Origin of the sequence: Caldanaerobacter subterraneus subsp. tengcongensis MB4, from assembly GCF_000007085.1 — a bacterium.
In the GTDB taxonomy this organism is placed as follows: Bacteria; Bacillota; Thermoanaerobacteria; order Thermoanaerobacterales; family Thermoanaerobacteraceae; genus Thermoanaerobacter; species Thermoanaerobacter subterraneus.
The window spans coordinates 787,217-807,519 of the sequence record NC_003869.1; the positions used below are offsets into that span (position 1 = coordinate 787,217).

General features: G+C 37.1%; 19 protein-coding genes and 1 pseudogene. 17 read left to right on the plus strand and 3 right to left on the minus strand.

Annotated elements, in window-relative coordinates:
* Positions 1-150: 150 nt before the first annotated feature.
* A pseudogene (locus TTE_RS14170) lies at positions 151-350 on the minus strand (hypothetical protein); the annotation flags it as partial.
* A 92-nt stretch (positions 351-442) separates the two neighbouring features.
* Between TTE_RS14170 and TTE_RS13440 the strand changes: the two are divergent.
* The 5 genes from TTE_RS13440 to TTE_RS03790 all read left to right on the plus strand — a co-directional run bounded on the left by TTE_RS13440 (position 443) and on the right by TTE_RS03790 (position 4,609).
* Positions 443-802 carry an SPASM domain-containing protein gene (locus TTE_RS13440; protein WP_011025183.1) on the plus strand — a complete coding sequence of 120 codons (360 nt, stop codon included), beginning with the start codon at positions 443-445 and terminating at the stop codon, positions 800-802.
* Between the two features lies 1 nt (position 803).
* Positions 804-1,343, plus strand: a complete 540-nt coding sequence (locus TTE_RS03775; protein ID WP_011025184.1) for an MFS transporter — start codon at positions 804-806, stop codon at positions 1,341-1,343.
* Between the two features lie 536 nt (positions 1,344-1,879).
* Complete coding sequence (locus TTE_RS03780) at positions 1,880-2,845, plus strand: ABC transporter ATP-binding protein (protein WP_011025186.1); 966 nt, start codon at positions 1,880-1,882, stop codon at positions 2,843-2,845.
* Positions 2,842-3,627: an ABC transporter permease gene (locus tag TTE_RS03785; protein WP_011025187.1), complete on the plus strand. Its 786-nt coding sequence runs from the start codon at positions 2,842-2,844 to the stop codon at positions 3,625-3,627. The genes TTE_RS03780 and TTE_RS03785 overlap by 4 nt, the downstream gene beginning before the upstream one ends.
* 64 nt (positions 3,628-3,691) lie before the next feature.
* Complete coding sequence (locus TTE_RS03790; RefSeq protein ID WP_041587120.1) at positions 3,692-4,609, plus strand: YncE family protein; 918 nt, start codon at positions 3,692-3,694, stop codon at positions 4,607-4,609.
* On the opposite strand, the gene TTE_RS03795 is transcribed toward TTE_RS03790, so the two are convergent.
* Both TTE_RS03795 and TTE_RS03800 read right to left on the minus strand, forming a co-directional pair.
* Positions 4,596-5,111, minus strand: coding sequence for a DUF4364 family protein (locus TTE_RS03795; RefSeq protein WP_011025189.1), 516 nt, complete (start codon positions 5,109-5,111; stop codon positions 4,596-4,598). The two genes, TTE_RS03790 and TTE_RS03795, sit on opposite strands and share 14 nt — an antisense overlap.
* A gap of 94 nt (positions 5,112-5,205) precedes the next feature.
* The gene (locus TTE_RS03800; RefSeq protein ID WP_011025190.1) at positions 5,206-5,511 is read right to left on the minus strand and encodes an alpha/beta-type small acid-soluble spore protein; all 306 of its coding nucleotides are present in this window, start codon (positions 5,509-5,511) and stop codon (positions 5,206-5,208) included.
* Positions 5,512-5,642: 131 nt separating this feature from the next.
* On the opposite strand from TTE_RS03800, the gene TTE_RS03805 reads away from it, so the two are divergent.
* From TTE_RS03805 to TTE_RS03860, 12 genes are all read left to right on the plus strand, one after another.
* The gene (locus TTE_RS03805; protein ID WP_011025191.1) at positions 5,643-6,332 is read left to right on the plus strand and encodes a 4Fe-4S double cluster binding domain-containing protein; all 690 of its coding nucleotides are present in this window, start codon (positions 5,643-5,645) and stop codon (positions 6,330-6,332) included.
* Between the two features lie 59 nt (positions 6,333-6,391).
* Positions 6,392-7,402 (plus strand): LacI family DNA-binding transcriptional regulator, encoded by a 1,011-nt coding sequence (locus TTE_RS03810; RefSeq protein WP_011025192.1) that lies wholly within the window; start codon positions 6,392-6,394, stop codon positions 7,400-7,402.
* 60 nt (positions 7,403-7,462) lie between these two features.
* Entirely contained in the window at positions 7,463-9,778 is a 2,316-nt protein-coding gene (locus tag TTE_RS03815; protein WP_011025193.1) for a glycoside hydrolase family 65 protein, read from the plus strand.
* A gap of 137 nt (positions 9,779-9,915) precedes the next feature.
* A complete protein-coding gene (locus TTE_RS03820; RefSeq protein ID WP_011025194.1) occupies positions 9,916-11,169 on the plus strand; it encodes an ABC transporter substrate-binding protein in 1,254 nt (417 codons plus the stop codon).
* Between the two features lie 52 nt (positions 11,170-11,221).
* On the plus strand, positions 11,222-12,142 hold the full coding sequence (locus TTE_RS03825) for a carbohydrate ABC transporter permease (RefSeq protein ID WP_009610160.1): 921 nt from the start codon (positions 11,222-11,224) through the stop codon (positions 12,140-12,142).
* Positions 12,143-12,185: 43 nt separating this feature from the next.
* Positions 12,186-12,965, plus strand: a complete 780-nt coding sequence (locus TTE_RS03830; RefSeq protein WP_407636725.1) for a carbohydrate ABC transporter permease — start codon at positions 12,186-12,188, stop codon at positions 12,963-12,965.
* Positions 12,966-12,984: 19 nt separating this feature from the next.
* Entirely contained in the window at positions 12,985-13,635 is a 651-nt protein-coding gene (gene pgmB, locus TTE_RS03835) for a beta-phosphoglucomutase (RefSeq protein ID WP_011025196.1), read from the plus strand.
* A 114-nt stretch (positions 13,636-13,749) separates the two neighbouring features.
* Entirely contained in the window at positions 13,750-14,763 is a 1,014-nt protein-coding gene (locus TTE_RS03840; RefSeq protein WP_011025197.1) for a LacI family DNA-binding transcriptional regulator, read from the plus strand.
* An 80-nt stretch (positions 14,764-14,843) separates the two neighbouring features.
* On the plus strand, positions 14,844-15,704 hold the full coding sequence (locus TTE_RS03845) for a carbohydrate ABC transporter permease (RefSeq protein WP_011025198.1): 861 nt from the start codon (positions 14,844-14,846) through the stop codon (positions 15,702-15,704).
* Positions 15,701-16,531: a carbohydrate ABC transporter permease gene (locus TTE_RS03850; protein WP_011025199.1), complete on the plus strand. Its 831-nt coding sequence runs from the start codon at positions 15,701-15,703 to the stop codon at positions 16,529-16,531. The genes TTE_RS03845 and TTE_RS03850 overlap by 4 nt, the downstream gene beginning before the upstream one ends.
* Positions 16,532-16,601: 70 nt before the next feature.
* Complete coding sequence (locus tag TTE_RS03855; RefSeq protein ID WP_041587121.1) at positions 16,602-17,849, plus strand: ABC transporter substrate-binding protein; 1,248 nt, start codon at positions 16,602-16,604, stop codon at positions 17,847-17,849.
* Positions 17,850-17,925: 76 nt separating this feature from the next.
* Positions 17,926-20,271, plus strand: coding sequence for a glycoside hydrolase family 65 protein (locus TTE_RS03860; protein ID WP_011025201.1), 2,346 nt, complete (start codon positions 17,926-17,928; stop codon positions 20,269-20,271).
* The last annotated feature ends 32 nt before the right edge of the window (positions 20,272-20,303 follow it).

Below are 20,303 nucleotides of genomic sequence, written 5' to 3' on the forward strand. Positions count from 1 at the left end.
CTCCTATTTGGGTAGGTTAAGAGCTAATAATATCAATACCGGGTTAAAATTGAGCTACTTTTAATAATTTTAAATTAAGTTGTTTCTAACTTTATTAATCTGACCTTACTGATTTGCTCATTATAAAGACTAATCTTTAGCCCATCATTATCTTTCAGCTTTCATAACAACAAAAGCTCTAAACATTGCACGATGAGAACAACCCTTGCGGCCATGATCAGAGGAAGGGAATTCAGGCATTGAAGACAAGTCTAGATTTTTAAACATAGAAGAATAGAAGAATAGAAATCAATTTTAGACTGAGAAGTAAAGATTTCAGGTATATTTAAAAGTAATTGAAGCTGGTACATGTAAGATTTCCTCCTTATGAGTATTTCTCACAATTGGACAAGCAAAAGGGATTGTCCCGTATTACCCTCTTACTGATTCCATCTCTCCCTATTTGGATCTGAGCACAGCTTGTCCTTGGGGGCGTACTAACCTAACTATTACTGCCGATGGCTCAGTCCTGCCCTGTTTATACAGTAGAGATTTGTGTTTAGGAAATATTTTTGAGCAATCTCTAATCGTTCTTTATCACTCATCTGTGCTGGAAGGAGTTCGTAACGGATCGCTGCTTGCTGAACCGTGCCGTTCTTGTTTATACCGCGAATTCTGCGGGGGGTGCCGTGCTAGAACGTACTATCTTACTGAAGACTGGTTTGCTGCGGATCCTTGGTGTCCCCTTGTCAGGGGTTTAACTGAGGAGCAAGTTAGAGTTTTTCCATCCAATTTACCAAAGGAAAAGGTAGGAGGATATTGACATGACTGAACATTCAACTAATGGAAAAATACTCTATACCTACTACATTCGCCGTTATATTATTGCTGTATGCCTTATAGAGTTTTTTGCTTTTAAAATTCTTGATCCTTACTATATTCAATTTATGACTACAGAAAAGGGACTCGGGTTAACACCTACCCAATTTGGATTTTTTGTATCACTTGCCTCAGCGATGACCTCTGCTATCGATTACCTGTCTGGAGCTTTTGCAGACCGGCTGGGCCGTAGGCTCTCTTGGGGATTGGCAATGTTTTGCTATGGTGCAGGAATGTTATGGCTCAGCTCGATTTCTGCCTTTGGTCCTGCACTTGTTACTGCTGTATTAATGGGAATTTCTTATGCTTTTACGAGCGGTGCACGGGAAGCATGGCTCTATGATAGTGTTGGACAAGAAGGGACAAGGGAAGCTTTTGGTAAGCTTTACCTTTACTCTATTCCATTTACTGCAATAGGAATGGTGGTAGCATATATTCTGGGAGGCCTTGGCAGCTTGCGTATTCCAATTGCTACAGTGGAATGATGGCTGTGTGGAATATGATGTTTATTTTAGGGCCGGTAGTTGGGAGTATACTTTATTCAAGCAATCCAAAACTTACTTTTATAATAGCTTCTGCTCTTTTATTGGTTACATTTATACCCATAGGAGAAATTGGTTATTATTTTCGAAATACAGCTCTAATAAACAAATAATCAAACGTCATGGATGAAACTCTGTAACTTACAGTTACAAAATTAAATTTTTTCACTGGTGATATATGAAAAAAAGAGAAAAAGAAAGAAAAATACAGATAACTTCGCAAAAACGAAATGTTGGGAGGATTCTTCAAAGATTTTGGCATTTTACTGGGAGAAGTAAGTTTGTTAGTATGGAATTGAAAAAGTTATAGCTTATTTACAATAATAGTGCTTTCTGGTTTGAGGATTGTCATATAATTTATTGTAACTTCACTTTGCGTGAAAGTATAGCACAGTTGCAGTATTACCTAAATTTTTTGGATTTAACTAGGCTAAGGTTATAAAGATTTATATGATATCAGAAGTAGGGGGGTTATGAAAATGGATGACAAAATAGTCCTTAAGGCAGAAAATTTGGAAAAAACTTTTGGGACGGGCAAGAGGGCAGTAAAAGCAGTGGATGGAGTGTCTTTCACTGTAAGAGAGAAGGAGATTTTTGCACTTTTAGGTCCCAATGGTGCAGGAAAGACGACCACTGTGAAAATGCTTTTAAACCTTGTCTCTCCCGACAAAGGCAATATACAAATATTTGGGAAAGACATGCCTGAAGCTCAAAGAGAGGTAATGAAAGAGGTAGGGACGCTACTTGAAGGTTCAAGAAATCTATACTGGCATATGACCGTCAGAGAAAACGTTTATTACTTTGCAAATTTGAGAGGAAAGTCTGCAAAAGAAGTAAAAGATGACATGGAAATGTGGGCAGAGAGGCTGAGGCTACAGGACAAACTGGAAGAAGAAGTGGGCAAGCTTTCAAGAGGGATGCAGCAGAAAGCCGCTATCATATGTGCACTTGCTACAAAGCCAAAACTTTTAATACTCGATGAACTCCTCCTCGGGCTTGATATTATAACAAGATTTGAAGTAGAGAAGCTGGTAAAAGAATTAAAAGAAATATCTACCCTTATCATTTCTTCCCATGACTTAAGATTTATTGAGAAAGTGTCTGATAGGATTCTGATAATCAATAAAGGGAAAGTAGTAGCAGAGGGGACTGCCTCAGAGCTCAGACATAAAATTTCTTATGCTAAATATAGATTTACTTTGAGAAAAAATGAAGAAAGCCAATATTTGGAAGAATTAAAAAGTATAAGAGGTGTTGAAATAAGTTTTTATGAAGGGAATATAGATACAGATATATTGGAGCTTACATTTGAAAGGCCAGAACTCATATACGATGTCTTTGATATTTTTAGGAAATTTTCTGTAATACCGGTTGAGATAGACAATTTAGGAGAACCGTTTGAAGAGATATTCAAAAGTTTTGTGGAAGGAGGAGAAAACAAATGAAGTATTTATGGGAGGCTGAATTGAGAAGGTTTGTGAAATTTATAAAAAATATGCCTACTGCTAATCTTCCCTTCCTCATATTCCTCTACATACTTTTCTGGCTCATTAATTTTTCTTCTACTTTAGTTATAGGAAATGTAGAGAGCAGTAGATCTCTTACAGCTGCAAATATGCTGGGATATGTGGTATGGTTTTTTGCAATGTTTTCAATATCTTCTATTGCACAAAATATGGAAGATGAGAGGATGCAGGGGACTTTTGAACATCTTCATCTTTCTTCTGTGGACATAAAGAGTATTTTCTTGGTAAGAGCTTTAATACACGCTTTAGAATCCATTTTAATCATAGTGATATTTGTTTTGATAGTTGGATTAATTCACAGAGTGGTAGTTTTTACAAATATCTACAGCCTTTTGGTTTTACTTATACTTCTTCCAGGCCTTTATGGTTTTGCTTTCTTTTTAGCTGGCTTAGTACTCATGATGAGAAGTAAAGAGGCGAAAAACTGGCTGGCAATACTGATATACGTCCTTTTAGTGCCACTACTTATTCCAGAAAAGATTTTAATGCCAGCAGTAAGAGAAGGTTTTTCATATTTTCCGATATTTCAAAGCGTTATGATGCTAAGGAAGTTAAATATAGACAAGGTTCCGTTAAATCTCATGGAAGCTGATTTTATAAAACTTGTGGTAACCTCTATACTGTTTTTTGTGATAGGCCTTTTAATCTTTGATATAGCAGACAAAAAAGCTAAAAAGAAAGGAATTTTGGGAATGTATTAGGAAGTTTCCCAAAGGCATTCCTCTGCATATTATGAAACTATACTGGTATGTGGAGGGATGCCTTTTGTATTTATATGTGGCTAGTATGGGAGAAGATCTTGTTGATCGGATTGATTTGGAAAAACACTCAAGAGATTCTGTTAGAATAAAGTCTTATAACAATAAACATCTTCCATTAAATATCTATTCTAAATACCTCTGTGGACCTCATAGGTTGATTTTAGATGAAAATAGAAAGAAAATTTACACTCTAAACTGTTATGATAATTCAATCAGCGTAATAGACAAAGAAAAGTTTGAATTTGAAGGATCGTGGTATGTAGGGCTTTACCCTGCTGATGGAGTTTTGTATAATGGCAATATCTTTATTGTAAATGCAGATTCTAATTCTGTTACTGTTTTCGATATAGATGGAAAGAGAGTTATAGGGCAGTTTAAAGTAGGGAACTACCCGCAAAAAATAATCTACAACAGCAAGTATAATCTGTTTTTTGTAAGCAATATGAATTCAGGAGATATTTTATTAATTGAACCGGAGAATTATACAATTTTGGATTTCATAATAACAGGACCTAATCCTACAGACATAATTTTTTCGGAAGATGAAGAGTATCTTTATGTAGCAAATAGCTATTTTGACTCAGGAGAGAATGGTAAAATTTCTATAATAGATTTGAGAGAGTTTAAAATTGTGAAAGAGATAAATGCAGGAAAAGTTCCTATAAAAATTTACAAGGAGAATGATTTTCTGTACATCTTAAACGCTCATTCAAACACTTTTTGCCGAGTTCACCTTGTCACAAAAGATAAAGAAGAGGTGTACTGTGGAGAGGCACCCTCAGATTTTTGTTTACATGACAGATATGTTTATGTAGCCTCCTTAGGAGATAATAAGATTTACATTTTTGATGTAGCAAACATGGAAAAGGTGGGAGTTATAAAAACAAGAAAAGAACCCTCCGGTCTTATCATTGACCAGTAAGGGCTTTAATTATATAAGCATATACATCTTGAGATTTTTGTTTCCAGTTATCACATATAAGCTTCGCTTGCTCGCTGTTGACCACGTTTATGTTCAGCTCAATTAAGACTATTCCATTTTCTACAACTTTGCAATTGGCTATATATTGATTTTCGGCCTTTTTATAATAAGTTGCTATATACTGGGACTCTTGCTTTATCTTTTCTTTGTTTAAAAGAATGTATTCATCTATTTTTTGCCTTGTTTCGAAGGGGATTCTTGTAAAGAACAACTTCAGAATTTCTATTCCTTTTTCTGTTATGAAGTATTTTTCCTCTTCTATTTCTACGAATCCGCTTTCTACAAGCTCATCTACGTATTGTTTTAAGTAAAAATAGTTCATAAGTTTGTTGTCCAGAATGATTTTGCTGAGCTGTTCGTCTGTGATAGGCATGTTGATCCGGTTTAAGATATACAGGATTATAAGCTTATTTTCTGCCAATTCTTGTATTTCGTACGCCAAGTTACCACCTCACATTACACTACATGTGGTACGTTTAAATTAATTCTATCACAAAATGTACAATAAAGAAAGAGAGTACAGGAAGTACTCTCTTTTAAGACCTTCTTTGCATATACTCTGATTCACTGCCTGCAAGGCCTTGCTGACCGCCTTGTGCAGGGGGAGAACCATATATGCTGATGCCTCTAGCCATTGCCGATTCTGCGAAATGAACCATTCGCCTTAACATTTGTCCTCCTACTTTTCCGCAGTCTCTACTGCTTATATGTCCCCAGTAATCTTCAGACCCTTGTTTTACAGGCAAACCTAATTCTGAGGCGATTTCGTATTTCATGTTGTCAAGAGCTTTATGAGCCTCTGGTACCATTTTTGGCCTGTCATTCCAGCTTCCTCTTGCCATTTCAATCCCTCCTTTTATGATTAATTTGTGTACATACTGCAGAAATATACTTTGAAAAAATTTTAAAAAATAGATTTTGTTGTGCTAAAATATTTGTATAGCAAAAATTTTGGCAAAGGGTGGATAAATTTATGGACAAACAGGAGATTTTGGAGAAAAAGATAAAAGAGTGGGGAGCTTCTCTGGTGGGGTTTTCGAATCTTGAGGAGATTGTACCTGAGAATCTTTCTGATATTCCCTATGGAATTAGTATTGTAATTAAACTGTCTGACAGGATAGTAGATGAAATAACAGACAAACCCACACACACCTATTATCATCACTACAGGGCAGTAAATAATCTGATTGATCTGATAACTTTAAGAACAGTGCTTTTACTTGAGGAATGGGGGTACAAAGCTTTGGCTGTACCTGCTTCTCAGTCGATTGCAGATCTGGGAGAGTACAGAGGGCTTTTTCCTCATAAAACTGCTGCTACCCGTGCAGGCTTAGGATGGATAGGTAAAAATGGGCTTCTCGTGACAGAAGAGTATGGGCCCCGCGTCAGACTAGGAACGGTTCTAACAAATATGCCTTTAAGGACAGGAACACCTATAACACAGAGCAGGTGTGGTAGCTGCAGGATATGTGTTGATGCCTGCCCTGCTATGGCTCTTTACGGTACCTTGTGGAAAGAAGGAATTCCAAGAGAAGAGATAGTAGATGCTAAAGCTTGCAGTGAATACATGAAAAATTTTAAACACATAGGTAGAGGGCATGTTTGCGGAATTTGCATGGAAGTGTGTCCTTATGGAAAGAGGAAAAAATCTGTTGACAGGTGAAAAGGTTTTTGATACAATGAAAATGAAGTAACCAAAACGTTTTGGGAAAGGTGAAGGAGATGGCGGTTACAATAAAAGACATAGCAAAATATGCAGGGGTTTCTGTAACCACTGTTTCTCGCGCATTGAACGGGTACCCGGATGTAAGCGAAGAAACTAGAGCAAAAATAAAAAAAATTGCTGAAGAATTAAATTATACTCCTAATTCTATTGCAAGAGGGCTTGTAACTAACAAGACCCAAACAATAGGTATGGTTGTATCAGAACTCATAAAACCGGGAGTATATCATCCATTTTTTCTTGAAGTACTTGCAGGAATAAAAGCAGGGCTAAAAAAGGACAGATATGACCTTATACTTTTTACTGTGGACCCAGAGAGTCAAGATGCCACTTCTTATGAAAAACTTTGCAATGACAGGAAAGTGGAAGGGGCAATTGTAGAAGGGTTGAGATTAAGCGACCCTTACATTGAAGAGATAAAGGGGACACAAATTCCTACAGTTTTAATTGACATACCGATTTTGACAGATAAAGTTGGATATGTAAGTTCAGATAATGTTCAGGCGGCTTTTGAAGCCACTAGTTATCTTATTAAATTAGGACACAAAAACATAGGATTTATAAACGGTCATAAAGATGCGGCTGTTAGCTTTGAAAGATTGGAAGGATATAAAAAAGCTCTTGAAAAAAATGATATCCCTTACAGAGAAGAGTATGTGATTTTTGCTGATTTCACACAAGAAGGCGGTTATAATGCTTTTAAAACTCTGATTTTTGAACATCCTGAAATAACTGCAATTTTTCACGCTTCTGATTTAATGGCAATGGGGTCCTACAGGGCGGCAAAGGATTTGGGAATGAGGATACCGGAGGATATCTCTTTGGTAGGATTTGATGATATAGAACTTGCATCACTTATCACGCCGGCATTGACGACTATAAGGCAGGATACTTTTAAGATGGGATATACTGCTGCAAAACATTTGCTTGCAATTATAAGAGGAGAAAAGCCTCAACATATAGTTATTCCCCATAAACTTGTAGTTAGAGATTCTGCAAGGAAATTGTGATATTTTTTTAAAAGTCATCCAAAACGTTTCGGATAAAATCTTTGCCAGAGGTCAGGAGGTATGCAAGTGATAAAAAAAGTAGAAGAATTGATGGGTGATGCTAAATGGCTTGTTTTTCAAGAAGAGTACAATAACAAACTCAATGGCAAATATGAGACGCTTTTTACTCTTACAAATGGATACATGGGAATAAGAGGAACATTTGAAGAGGGAAGCGAAGGAGAAAGGCCGGGAAGTTTTATTGCAGGTATTTTTAACAGAGGAGAAGCGCAAGTTAGGGAGCTGGTAAATGTACAGAACTGGATGAGGTTGAAAATATATATAGAAGGGGAAGAGATAAGGCTTGATAGGTGTGAGTTGCTAGAATTTCAAAGGATACTAGACATGAAAAAAGGTGTTCTGTTTAGGAAAACAGTGGTGAAGGACGATAAAGGTCGCGTTACAAAAATTGAGGGGTACAGATTTGTAAGCAGAAGCAATAGACATCGTTCAGCTATCAGGTTTTTTATAACTCCTTTGAATTATGAGGGTGTAATAGGAGTAGAAAATCTCATAGAAGGAACTGTCTTAAATTCAGCTACACATCCTAAATACAGAGTGAAACATTTGAAAGTAGTTAAAAACGAGAGCATATGTAAAAGTGGAATTTACCTTGAAACTGCTACTACTGATGAAAACAAGCGTATAGCAGTTGGAAGCACCTTGAGGATTTATAATTTAGAAGATATAAATAGAGAAAATATTGCTTTCTTTAGAAGATTTATCCCCTTAGGAGAAAACAGTGCGGAGTATCTGGAGTTTAAAGGAGAAAGAGAGAAAACAGTTGTAGTAGACAAGTTTGCTGTGACTTACACTTCAAGAGATGTTGAAAAGGATTTGTTGAAAAATGCTGTTGAAAATGACTTGTTTGATTTTGTATCTAGAGGGTTTGATGAAGAGTTGGAAAAGCATATTGCAGAGTACGACAAGCTCTGGTCTGTCGCAGATATAACCATTGAAGGGGATGAAGAAGCTGATATAGCATTAAGGTTTAATATTTTCCATCTCATGAGCTCTGTAAATGAAAAGGACCCTTGGGTAAGTATTGGTGCAAAGGGGCTTCATGGAGAAGGCTATAAAGGGCATGTCTTTTGGGATACAGAAATATTTATGCTGCCATTTTTCATATACGTATACCCTGAAGCTGCAAGGACTCTTTTGATGTACAGATACAATATGCTTGATGCTGCGAGGAGAAATGCGGCGCTAAATGGCTATAAAGGAGCGCAGTATCCGTGGGAGTCAGCAGACACAGGAATGGAGGAAACTCCTAAATGGGGTTTTGATTATAAAGGAAATCCTGTGAGGATATGGACAGGAGATTTGGAGCATCATATAACTGCTGACGTGGCTTTTGCGGTTTGGGAGTATTTCAGGGCCACAAATGACATTGATTTTATGTTGAATTTTGGAGCAGAAATTATTCTTGAAACGGCTAGATTCTGGGCTTCTCGGTGTGAATATGTAGAGGAATTGGACAGGTATGAGATAAACAATGTAATCGGTCCTGACGAATTTCACGAACACGTTAATAACAACGCCTACACTAATTATTTTGCGAAGTGGAATATTAAAAAAGGGTTGGAAATAATTGGGGAGCTAAAAGAAAATTATCCTGATTATTACTATGCCATTACTCACAAGATTTCCTTGACTCCTGAGGAAGTAGAAAAGTGGAAAGAAGTAGAAAAAAAGATATATATACCTTACGATAAAGATAAAAAGCTAATTGAGCAGTTTGAAGGGTATTTTGAGAAAAAGGACTATGTCATTGAAAAGTTTGATGAAAATAATATGCCAGTATGGCCTGAAGGGGTAGATGTTACAAAACTGGGTGATACACAGCTTATTAAGCAAGCAGATGTTGTTATGTTGATGCTTTTGATGCCAGAAGAATTTGATGAGGAGACGAAGAGAATCAATTACGAGTATTACGAAAAAAGGACTATGCACAAATCTTCTTTAAGCCCCAGTATGTACGCTATTATGGGATTAAAAGTAGGAGACCATAGAAACGCCTATCAATCCTTTATAAGAAGTGCCAAAGTAGACCTTGCAGATAACCAAGGTAACGCAGTGGAAGGTATTCACGCTGCTTCTTGTGGTGGCACCTGGCAGGTAGCTGTTTTTGGATTTGGGGGCCTAGAGATTGACAGAGAAGGAGTATTAAATATAAATCCGTGGCTTCCTGAAAAGTGGGAAAAACTATCTTATAAAATATTCTGGAAAGGCAGTTTGCTTGAAGTAACAGTTGCTAAAGAAGAAGTCTCAGTAAAAAAATTGAAAGGCAGAGAAACTGTAAAGATAAAAGTAAAAGGGAAAGAAATGGCATTATAAGGTACAAGCAGGAGTTTGTTTCCTGCTGTACCTTTGAAAATAAAAATTAAAGGGGGGATAAGTGGAGAAAAAGGTGGATTTTAAAGTGCCTTCAAATGAATATTTTAATACAAAACTTTGAAAGGGGAAAGAGGGCAATGAGTAGAAAATTTTTGAGCATTTTTGTGTTGACAGTTTTTGTGCTGGCTACTATTTTGGCAGGGTGTTCTTCAAGTAAGACACCGGAGAGCCAGACACCTACTCAAGAAACTAGTAAACCAGTGACAATAAAACTTGGAATGTGGTCTTCATCTCCTGCAGAGAAAAAGATTGTAGATGACCAGATAGCAAAGTTTAAAGAAAAGTACCCCAATATAGATGTGCAGATAGAAACAATAGTGGGAGATTACATGCAGAAATTGCAGACAGAACTTGCCTCAAATACTGCTCCAGACATATTCTATCTTGACAGCATGCCGGCACCTCAGCTTATGTCTTCAGGTGTTTTAGAGCCACTAGATGAATACATTAAAAAATACAATGTGGATGTAAATGATTTCGAACCTGCTTTACTTTCGGCCTTCCAGTGGGAAGGGAAAACCTATGGATTACCCAAGGATTATAACACTTTGGTACTTTTCTACAATAAGGATATGTTCAAAGAAGCAGGAATAAATGAGCCTCCCAAGACATGGGAAGAGCTAAGAGAAACAGCCAAGAAACTTACTAAAAATGGAGTAAAAGGTATTGTCTTGTCTGCTGACCTGGCTAGATTTGACGCTTTTATCAATCAAAATGATGGTTCTGTTTACAAAGACGGGAAAGTTACTTTGAATTTACCACAGAATGCAGAAGCGCTTGACTTTTACGTAGGGCTCATTATAAGGGACAAAGTGGCGGATACTCCGCAGAACATGGGAGAAGGATGGAATGGCGATGCTTTTGCCGCTAAGAAGGCTGCAATGGCAATAGAAGGAGGATGGATGATACCTTTCTTAAAGGAGAAAGCACCAGATTTGAATTATGGCATAGCAGAGCTTCCGGCAGGTAAGAAGAAATCTACTATGGCTTTCACTGTGGCATACGTGATGAATAAAAACAGCAAGCACAAAGATGAAGCCTTCAAACTAATTGAGTTTTTAACAGGAAAAGAAGGACAGCAATTTGTAGTAGACTCTGGACTTGCGTTGCCTTCAAGGAAGTCAATGGAAGCCAATTTTAAAGAAAAATATCCAGAAAGAGCACCTTTTATCGATGGAGCTTCTTATGCTGTGCCATGGCAGTTTGGTTTGTATGGTACAAAATTGGTAGATGCTGCTAATAAAGCGTGTGAGGCTTTGATAATGAAGCAAATAGGCAGTGCTCAAGAAGCGCTGGACAATGCTCAGAAAGAGGTCATGCAGTCTAAATAATTTTGTGAAAAGCAGCACCTTACTCAGTTAAGGTGCTGCGCTTCTGATTTTTATGAGGAAGGAAGGTGTAAAAGTGGAGGCTAGAATTAGCTTAAAAAGAAAGTATATTTACGAGGCACTGACAGGATATATCTTTGTTCTTCCATTTATTGCTTCCATATCTATTTTCTTAATAGGTCCCTTAATTTACGCTTTTATAATAAGCTTTAAAGAGTTTTCTTTTTTAAACCCTGCTGCCAGCAAATGGGTGGGACTTGCTAATTATATAAACTTGTTCAGTGACCCTACGTTTAAAAAAGCACTTTTGAACACCACTCTTTATTCATTAGGCGTCGTTCCTACGCAATTAATAATAGCCTTAATATTAGCATTAATTGTTAATTCCGACATAAAAGGTAAGACTTTTTTCAGGGTGGCTTATTATATACCCACAATTACTTCAATGGTGGCAGTTTCTGTGATATTTTTGTATTTGTTTAAGACTGATGGGCTGGTTAATATGATTTTAGCTAAATTTGGAATACAAGGTCCAACCTGGTTTAATGATGTGAGGTTTGCGCTACCATCAATTATGATGATGGCCGTATGGTCATCAGTTGGAAATTACATGGTAATTTTTCTTGCCGGACTACAAGATATACCAGCTGAGCTTTATGAGGCTGCGGAAGTGGATGGGGCTAATAAGCTGCAGAAGTTTTTCAATATCACACTGCCAATGCTAAGACCTGTGGTATTTTTTAACCTGGTAATTTCATTAATAGGAACTTTTCAAGTTTTTGATCAGGCATATGTGGTATCAAGGGGTACAGGAGGACCTTTGGACGCTACGATGACAATGGTTTTGTATATTTACAGGACTGGTTTTAGAGATTTTAATATGGGATATGCGTCTGCTATGGCCTTTGTATTATTCGTGATAATACTGATTTTGACTCTTATTCAAAGAATGTTCTTTAAGGAAGAAACCTATTGAGGAGGTGCTTTGAGTGCAAAGGATTTTGAAAATTTTATTCTATATGGTGTTGATAGGATACGCAGCAATCACACTTGGACCTTTTATATGGTCTATAATAACTTCTCTAAAGCCTACTAGTGAATTGAACACTTTTGCTGTGAATATAAAGCACTTGACTCTGGACAATTACAAAATGATAATAACAAAATTTCCATTTTTGAGATGGTTTATAAACAGTGCTATTGTTGCAGCAATTGTTACTTTTGGAAATATGCTTTTTAATTCAATGGCTGGATATGCTCTTGCAAGGATAAATTTTCCTGGAAGAAACTTTTTGTTTTTGCTAGTTCTAGCTCTTATGATGATACCAGGTCAAGTTGTGATGGTACCCACATACATTCTTCTCAGCAAATTAGGCTGGGTAAATACCTATATGGGACTTACAATTCCTTTTTTAACCAGTAATTTTGGAATATTTTTAATGAGACAATTTTTTCTGACAATACCAAGGGAATTGGAAGAAGCTGCTACCATTGATGGAATGTCTAGATTTGGAATTTTCTTTAAAATAGTTTTGCCTTTGGCAAAACCTGCACTGGCTACTCAGTTTATCTTCATGTTTACTGGCAATTGGAATAGTTTTTTGTGGCCTAGCCTCTTGACATCCAGTGACGACATGTATACACTACCTGTAGGTCTCAATTCATTTTATGGTCAATATTACCAATTTTGGAATCAGGTCATGGCAGGAGCAATACTTTTGACATTGCCGACTATAGTAATATTCCTCATATTCCAGAGATATTTTGTTAGAGGTATTGCAACAACAGGATTAAAGTAATTTACAGAGGGGGATGAAAATGTCAAAATATGAGGCAGTTATTTTTGACCTGGATGGAGTGATAACAGATACAGCAAGGTATCACTACCTTGCATGGAAGAAACTCGCTGATGAGCTGGGGATATATTTTGATGAAGTTATAAATGAGAGGTTAAAGGGAGTAAGCAGGTTAGAGTCTTTGGAGATAATTCTAGAGAGGAGCCAAAAACAATATTCCCAAGATGAAAAGGAGTATCTTGCAAATAAGAAGAATGAATACTACAAAGAGATGATTAAAAAGATTACTCCAGAGGATTTGCTTCCAGGGGTAGAAAAGTTTATTGAGGAACTTAAAAAAAGAGGAATTAAGACGGCAATTGCATCAGTTAGCAAGAATGCCTTTACTGTAGTGGAAAATTTGAAGATAAAAGACAAATTTGACTATATTGTGGATGCCAATGAAATAAAGCGCGGCAAACCTGATCCGGAGATATTTTTAAATGCAGCAGAACATCTTGGAATTTCTCCTGAAAAATGTATAGGAATAGAAGACTCTGCAGCAGGTATCACTGCTATAAAAAGGGCAGGGATGTTTGCGGTTGGAGTAGGCAATCCTGAGACGGTAAAAGAGGCGGATTTGATTTTAAAAGATATGACAGAGGCAGGTAAGATATTGGAACTACTGGATTAAATTCCCCTTTTAAAAAGGGGAATAATTTTTTATAAATTCCTCTTGAAATTTTGTGAAGATGATAATATAATATAACTGTAAGCGGTTACAGTAAATCTGGAAAAGGGTGTTAAGATGGCGACAATAGATGATGTAGCAAAATTAGCAGGGGTTTCAATTGCAACAGTATCGAGGGTATTCAACAACAGTCCCTGGGTAAGTGAAAAAACTAGGGAAAAAGTTTTAAAAGCAGCAGAAGAGCTGGGGTATAAGCCCAGCATGCCAGCGAGAAGCCTGGCGATGAAAAAGACAAATACTATTGGTTTGATTGTGCCAGATATATCAAACCCTTATTATGCAGAGGTTGTGAGGGGTATCGAAGACGTTTGCAATATTTACAAGTATAACATTATACTTTGCAACGCAGATAATAAAAGAGAAAAAGAGTTTCAATATATAGATATGTTGAAAAACAGGTGGGTAGATGGCGTAATATTTCACTGCGATTATTTTTCAGAGGAGCATTACGAGGTTTTTAAAAACAGTAATTTAAAAGTGGTCTTGGCAGGCAGGACTACAAAATTTGATGTCCCTTATGTTGGAATTGACAATTTTAAAGCGGCTTATGATGCGGTAAATTACTTAATTTCACTTGGCCATAAAAGGATAGGTATTATTCACGGACCTTTAGATGATATGAAGGAAACTATTGATAGTGTAGACAGGCTTAACGGCTATAAACAAGCTCTCATCGACAACGGTTTGCCGATTTATGATGAACTTGTGAAGGAGGCAAACTTCAAGTATAAAGGCGGATATAGCGCTGCTATGGAAATGCTAAAGGGAAATGTTAGGCCTACTGCTATTTTTGCAATAAGCGATATCATGGCTATGGGGGCTATAAATGCTGTGTTTGATAAAGGGCTTTCCTGCCCGGAGGATGTTTCTGTAATTGGATTTGACAATATTGATTTGTCGGAAGCTACAAGGCCTCCGCTTACGACTGTATCTCAGCCGATGTATGAGATAGGAGCTATTGCAGCAAGGATGCTTATAAAAATTATAAATGGTGAGAATTTGGAGAGTTCTCAAGTTATATTGAAACACAAATTGGTTTTGAGAAATTCTGTAATTCCTTTAAGGAGTTGAATTTCTTTTATTTTTAAAACTGTAAGCGCTTTCAATATCAAGCATATCAAATGAGTTAAGAAGGAAAGGAGTAGTAATGAATGACTGTGACTGAATTTGTAAAGAAGTACAAATTGGAGATTGCCATGGTACTTCCTCTTATTCTTTACATTCTTGGTTTCACGATTTTGCCAATAATGGAGACGATAACTTTAAGTTTTCAGGACCAGTACACAAAGGCTTTTACTTTAGCCAATTATAAAGAGATAATTGGAAAGACAGAGTTTAAGCAGGCTTTTTTTAACACAGTAGCTCTTACATTTATAAGTCTTACTCTGGAGATGACAGCAGGGCTTGTGATCGCTTTAATTTTGCGGAGGAATTTTAGGGGTAAGGGGCTTTTGCGCTCTTTAATGCTGGTGCCAATGGGAGTACCTACTCTTGTTTCAGGTGTTGCCATGACCTACATTTTTGGTTTAAACGGTTATTTTAATGCTCTTCTGGAAAAGCTTCACATAATCGAACTGCCAGTTGACTGGGCTAGCGGTGGATTTAAGACCCTTTTGATGGTGTCTGTCGCTGATATGTGGAAAGTTACTCCGCTTGTGATACTTTTACTTTCAGCCGGTTTGGAGAGCATTCCAGATGAAGTGTATGAGGCTTCAAATATAGACGGAGCTACGGCATGGCAGACTTTTAGATATGTGACATTACCTCTTTTGAAACCATCGATTACCATGGCCTTGATTTTAAGGGCTATTGACGCTTTTAGAATATTTGAATTGGTACTTGTTCTGGCAGGGCGTACGACTCCTGTTATTTCAACTTTTGCTTACGATGAGTATAACAATTATGCCAATGCTCATACTTCTGCAGCAGCCTCAACTATACTGCTTCTGATAATAGTGGTATTCATATTGAGTTATTTGAAGATTGCAGGAACTAAGGAGGAACAGAGATGAGAAAAGGAGACATAACTGAAAAAATTTCAAATACTTTGTATATCCCCATTGCTGTAATTGCAGCAATACTGATGGTCATTCCAGTGTATATACTTTTTATAACTTCCATTGCTGTTCCCAGCGATATACTAAAGCCTCATCCCGACTTTTTTATCACCCGCTTTACTCTAGAACACTGGAGAGACGTGTTTGCATCAGGAAATATATGGCCGCCTTTTCAGAAAAGCTTTGTAGTTGCTACTATGACTACAATAATTGCAATTTTAATAGCTGCTCCAGCTGCTTATGTGATAGCAAGACTTCCTTCAAAGGTAAAGTACGCAGTAGTGCTGTCGCTGTTTTTTACAAGGATGTTTCCTGATGTGGGAATAGCCCTTCCAATTGCAGTTGAGTTTATAAAACTAAACTTAATGGATACTTATACAGGACTTGTTATGGCTCACTTAATAGTAAATCTTCCTTTTGCAGCTTGGATACTGGTGGGTACTTTTGAGACTATTCCAAAGGATTTGGAAGAGGCTGCTTTGGTTGATGGGACGAGTAAATTGACGGCACTGATGAGAATCATAATGCCAATAGCTTTGCCAGGCATTGCTGTAACAGCTATATTTGTATGGTTGAATTCGTGGAATGAATTTACCTACGCTCTTTATTTGAGTATTTCTCAGAGGACTTTGCCCCTTCAGACCTACTATTATGTCCAAAGGGGAGGAATATTTGATTCTGCGACCTATGCCGCGGTTTTGACGATTCCAGTGATGCTTGTGACATTTTTCCTGCAGAAATACATGAAGAGTGGATATCTTGCAGGAGCTGTTAAGGGCTAGTATATACGTATCCGAGTTCTGCTCGGATACTGTATATAAAATTAAAAACTTTAAGGAGGTTTTTGAAGGTATGAAAAAATTTTACACAAAATTAATAGCACTGCTGGTAGTTGTGTCCCTTGTGGGCGCTTTAATTGCTGGCTGTGGGGGAGGAAGCAGTCAGTCAGAAGCCAGAAAGAAAGTGCTAAAAGTTTCTATGGGTCTTGGAGAAGTAGAATGGAAAGTAATGAAAGAGGACATCTTCCCGCCTTTTGAGCAAAAATATGGAGTAAAAATTGAACCTCTGCAGATTGAGGCAGGAGACTTAATCAAAAAGTTAGACGCGATGCATAAAGCAAATGCAATGGACATAGACATTATCACACAGGACAACATGCAGCTTGCACCTTTAGTGGCAAAGGGACTTGTTGAGGACTTGTCACAGTATAGAAACATGATACCAAAAGAGGTAATACCAAGCCTCATCCCAGTTGGAGAATTTAACGGTAAGCTCTACTTTATGCCTTATAGGCCCAATGTTGAGATAGCTTTCTACAATGCAGATAAGTTTAAAGAGTACAATTTGCCACTGCCTAAAAATTGGGATGAACTTTTGCAGGTAGCAAAGACCTTTAAGGAAAAAGAGGGAATAGGCAGAGTTATAATTAAGGAAAATTTGGGACCTGACAGTACGGTTCAGATGTTTGACCTTATAAGGTCTGCTGGTGGAGACCCATTGGTATTGAATGATGAAGGTTCAATAAAGGCATTTGAATTTTTAAAAGAAATACAGCCTTATCTTTCACCTGATTCAAAGAAAGCTGACTGGAATACACCTGTGGAGTATCTTGCAAAAGATTCGGTGTATTTAGTTGAAAACTGGCCTTACACTGCTAATGTGCTTGTGCAACAGTACGGTAAAAAGAATATTTTAGCATATCACGGATGGGCAGGACCAGTTAAAGAGTCCCACGTTTTAGGTGGAGAAGTTATAGGTATTCCAACTGGTTCACCTAATAAAGAGATGGCTATAAAATTTATGGAATACCTCATGAGCAAGGAAGTTCAGGAAAAACTTGTGACCAAATTAGGATGGCCTTCAATGAGAAGTGACGCTTATGGTAAGGTTGAAGAGTGGCAAAAACCGTATTTTGAAGCTATAAATGAAGCACTAAAACATGCAGAGCCAAGGCCAAATGTTGTGTACTGGGCTGATGTGGATAAGGCTATAAACGGAGCATTGAGAGAGATAATATTTGAAGGTAAGCCAATAAAACCAACCCTTGATAAGTATCACAACATGATAGAAGAAGCTAAAAAAGCTGCAGAAAGCAAGTAAAAATGTTTTAAATTTGAGTCGGAAACGGCTTTGTTTCCGACTCAAATTTTGAATAAAGTAAGAGTGGAGGATGGATATGGTGAAAAAGACGAAGAAGCCCATTTACCCTTTTGAAGATTGGACAATAAGGGAGACAGAGTTTAGCATAGAAACAAACTATAGAAATGAGACAATTTTTGCTCAGGCGAATGGATATATGGGAATGAGAGGAAATTTTGAAGAAGGGTATTCAGGACCTGACGGTACTTCCTTAAAAGGGACTTATATTAATGGGTTTTATGAAATACACGATATCATCTACCCTGAAGGGGGATACGGTTTTGCGAAAACAGGGCAGACCATGTTAAATGTGGCTGACAGCAAAATAATAGAATTGTACGTAGGAGAAGAAAAATTTGACCTTTTAAAAGGTAAAATCCACTTTTATGAAAGAGTACTTGATATGAAAAAAGGTTGTGTAGAAAGAAAGATAAAGTGGGAGTCTCCTTCAGGAAAGATTGTAAATGTAAAAATAAAGAGAATTGTTTCATTGCAAAGGCAACATTTAGCAGTAATTTCTTTTTCTGTAGAACCTATTAATTTTACGGGAAATATAAAATTTGTATCTGCTATTGATGGAGATGTGAGGAACATTACTGAGAGCGAAGATGTAAGAGTGGGTTCAAATCTGAAGGGGAGAGTTTTAGAGACTGTTGAAAGAGGAGCAAATGACTTTGAGGGATGGATTTCTCAAAAAACACAAAAAAGCAACCTTTCATATACTTGCGCAATGAAAAATGAACTCATTGGGACAGAAAAATACGAGGTTTTGAACAACGTAAAAGAAGATAGGGTAGAGGTTGCAGTAGCTTTTAAAGCTGAGAAGAACAGGGTATACATTCTGAATAAATTTATATCTTATTATACCTCAAAAGATTGCGACAAAAGTGAAACAATGAAATTGGCCTTAGAAGAAGTGAGAAGAGCACAAGAAGATGGATTTTGCAAAATAGAAAAAGAGCAGGAAGAATTTTTGCAATCTTTTTGGGAAGATGCCGATGTAGTAATAGAAGGAGATAAGGCTCTGCAGCAGGGTATAAGATTTAATATGTTTCACCTTTTGCAGTCTGTCGGTAGAGACGGAAAAACTAATATTGCAGCAAAGGGACTTACTGGGGAAGGGTATGAAGGCCATTACTTTTGGGATTCTGATATTTATATATTGCCTTTTTTCCTTTACACGAAGCCAGAAATTGCAAAAGCTTTAATAATGTATAGATATAACCTCTTAGATGCTGCGAGAAATAGGGCTAAAGAGTTGGGGCATAAAGGAGCTTTATACCCCTGGAGGACAATTGATGGACCTGAATGTTCTGCATACTTTCCTGCTGGAACTGCTCAATATCACATAAATGCTGATATAGTTTATGCTTTAAAAAGGTATGTGGAGGCCACGAATGATTTGGATTTTCTCTATGACTACGGCTGTGAAATAGTGTTTGAAACTGCAAGGTTTTGGGAAGATTTAGGAGCGTATATTCCTCTTAAAGGAAATAAATTCTGTATAAACACTGTCACTGGTCCTGATGAGTATACGGCATTGGTTGATAATAACGCATATACAAATTATATGGCAAAAATGAATTTGGAATACGCCTATGATATTGCAAACAAAATGAAAAAGGAAGTGCCTGAAAAGTATCAAAAGGTCGCTTCAAAACTAAATCTAAAAGATGAAGAGATTGCTTCGTGGAAAAGGGCAGCTGACAATATGTACCTTCCTTACTCGGAAGAGCTTGATATTATACCACAGGATGACAGTTTTTTGTATAAAGAAAGGATAACAGTGGATGAAATACCGGAAGATCAATTTCCGTTATTGCTTCACTGGCACTACCTCAACATTTACAGGTATCAGATCTGCAAACAGCCTGATGTGTTGCTTTTGATGTTTTTACAGAGAGAAAAATTTACTATAGAACAGCTTAAAAAGAATTTTGATTATTATGAACCTATTACTACTCACGACTCTTCCCTGTCGCCAGCAATATTTAGTATACTTGCCAATGAAATAGGGTATACTGACAAAGCATATAAATACTTTATGATGACTGCAAGGATGGACTTGGATGATTACAATGACAATGTAAAAGATGGAATTCATGCTGCAGCAATGGCAGGGTCCTGGAGTGCCGTTGTAAATGGTTTTGGAGGAATGAGAGTTTATACAGATGAACTGCACTTTACTCCAAGACTGCCTGAGGGATGGAAGATGCTCTCTTTTAATGTAAAGTACAAAGGGAGGAAGATAAATGTAAAATTAACTCATGAAGAATCAGTATTTACCCTTTTGGAAGGAGAACCTATAGAAATTTTCTATTTTGACAGAAGAGTGTTAATAAAGTCAGGAGAAAATATACTAAAAGGGTATGAGGAGAAGTGACCTCATACCCTTTTAGTATGTTAATATTTTAC

Excerpts from the sequence above, each read along its gene's own strand:
- TTE_RS03775 (WP_011025184.1), top strand. The coding sequence starts at position 804 with ATGACTGAACATTCAACTAATGGAAAAATACTCTATACCTACTACATT.
- TTE_RS03780 (WP_011025186.1), top strand. The coding sequence starts at position 1,880 with ATGGATGACAAAATAGTCCTTAAGGCAGAAAATTTGGAAAAAACTTTT.
- TTE_RS03785 (WP_011025187.1), top strand. The coding sequence starts at position 2,842 with ATGAAGTATTTATGGGAGGCTGAATTGAGAAGGTTTGTGAAATTTATA.
- TTE_RS03800 (WP_011025190.1), bottom strand. The coding sequence starts at position 5,511 with ATGGCAAGAGGAAGCTGGAATGACAGGCCAAAAATGGTACCAGAGGCT.
- TTE_RS03805 (WP_011025191.1), top strand. The coding sequence starts at position 5,643 with ATGGACAAACAGGAGATTTTGGAGAAAAAGATAAAAGAGTGGGGAGCT.
- TTE_RS03810 (WP_011025192.1), top strand. The coding sequence starts at position 6,392 with ATGGCGGTTACAATAAAAGACATAGCAAAATATGCAGGGGTTTCTGTA.
- TTE_RS03815 (WP_011025193.1), top strand. The coding sequence starts at position 7,463 with ATGCAAGTGATAAAAAAAGTAGAAGAATTGATGGGTGATGCTAAATGG.
- TTE_RS03820 (WP_011025194.1), top strand. The coding sequence starts at position 9,916 with ATGAGTAGAAAATTTTTGAGCATTTTTGTGTTGACAGTTTTTGTGCTG.
- TTE_RS03825 (WP_009610160.1), top strand. The coding sequence starts at position 11,222 with ATGAGGAAGGAAGGTGTAAAAGTGGAGGCTAGAATTAGCTTAAAAAGA.
- TTE_RS03830 (WP_407636725.1), top strand. The coding sequence starts at position 12,186 with ATGGTGTTGATAGGATACGCAGCAATCACACTTGGACCTTTTATATGG.
- pgmB (WP_011025196.1), top strand. The coding sequence starts at position 12,985 with ATGTCAAAATATGAGGCAGTTATTTTTGACCTGGATGGAGTGATAACA.
- TTE_RS03840 (WP_011025197.1), top strand. The coding sequence starts at position 13,750 with ATGGCGACAATAGATGATGTAGCAAAATTAGCAGGGGTTTCAATTGCA.
- TTE_RS03845 (WP_011025198.1), top strand. The coding sequence starts at position 14,844 with ATGACTGTGACTGAATTTGTAAAGAAGTACAAATTGGAGATTGCCATG.
- TTE_RS03850 (WP_011025199.1), top strand. The coding sequence starts at position 15,701 with ATGAGAAAAGGAGACATAACTGAAAAAATTTCAAATACTTTGTATATC.
- TTE_RS03855 (WP_041587121.1), top strand. The coding sequence starts at position 16,602 with ATGAAAAAATTTTACACAAAATTAATAGCACTGCTGGTAGTTGTGTCC.
- TTE_RS03860 (WP_011025201.1), top strand. The coding sequence starts at position 17,926 with ATGGTGAAAAAGACGAAGAAGCCCATTTACCCTTTTGAAGATTGGACA.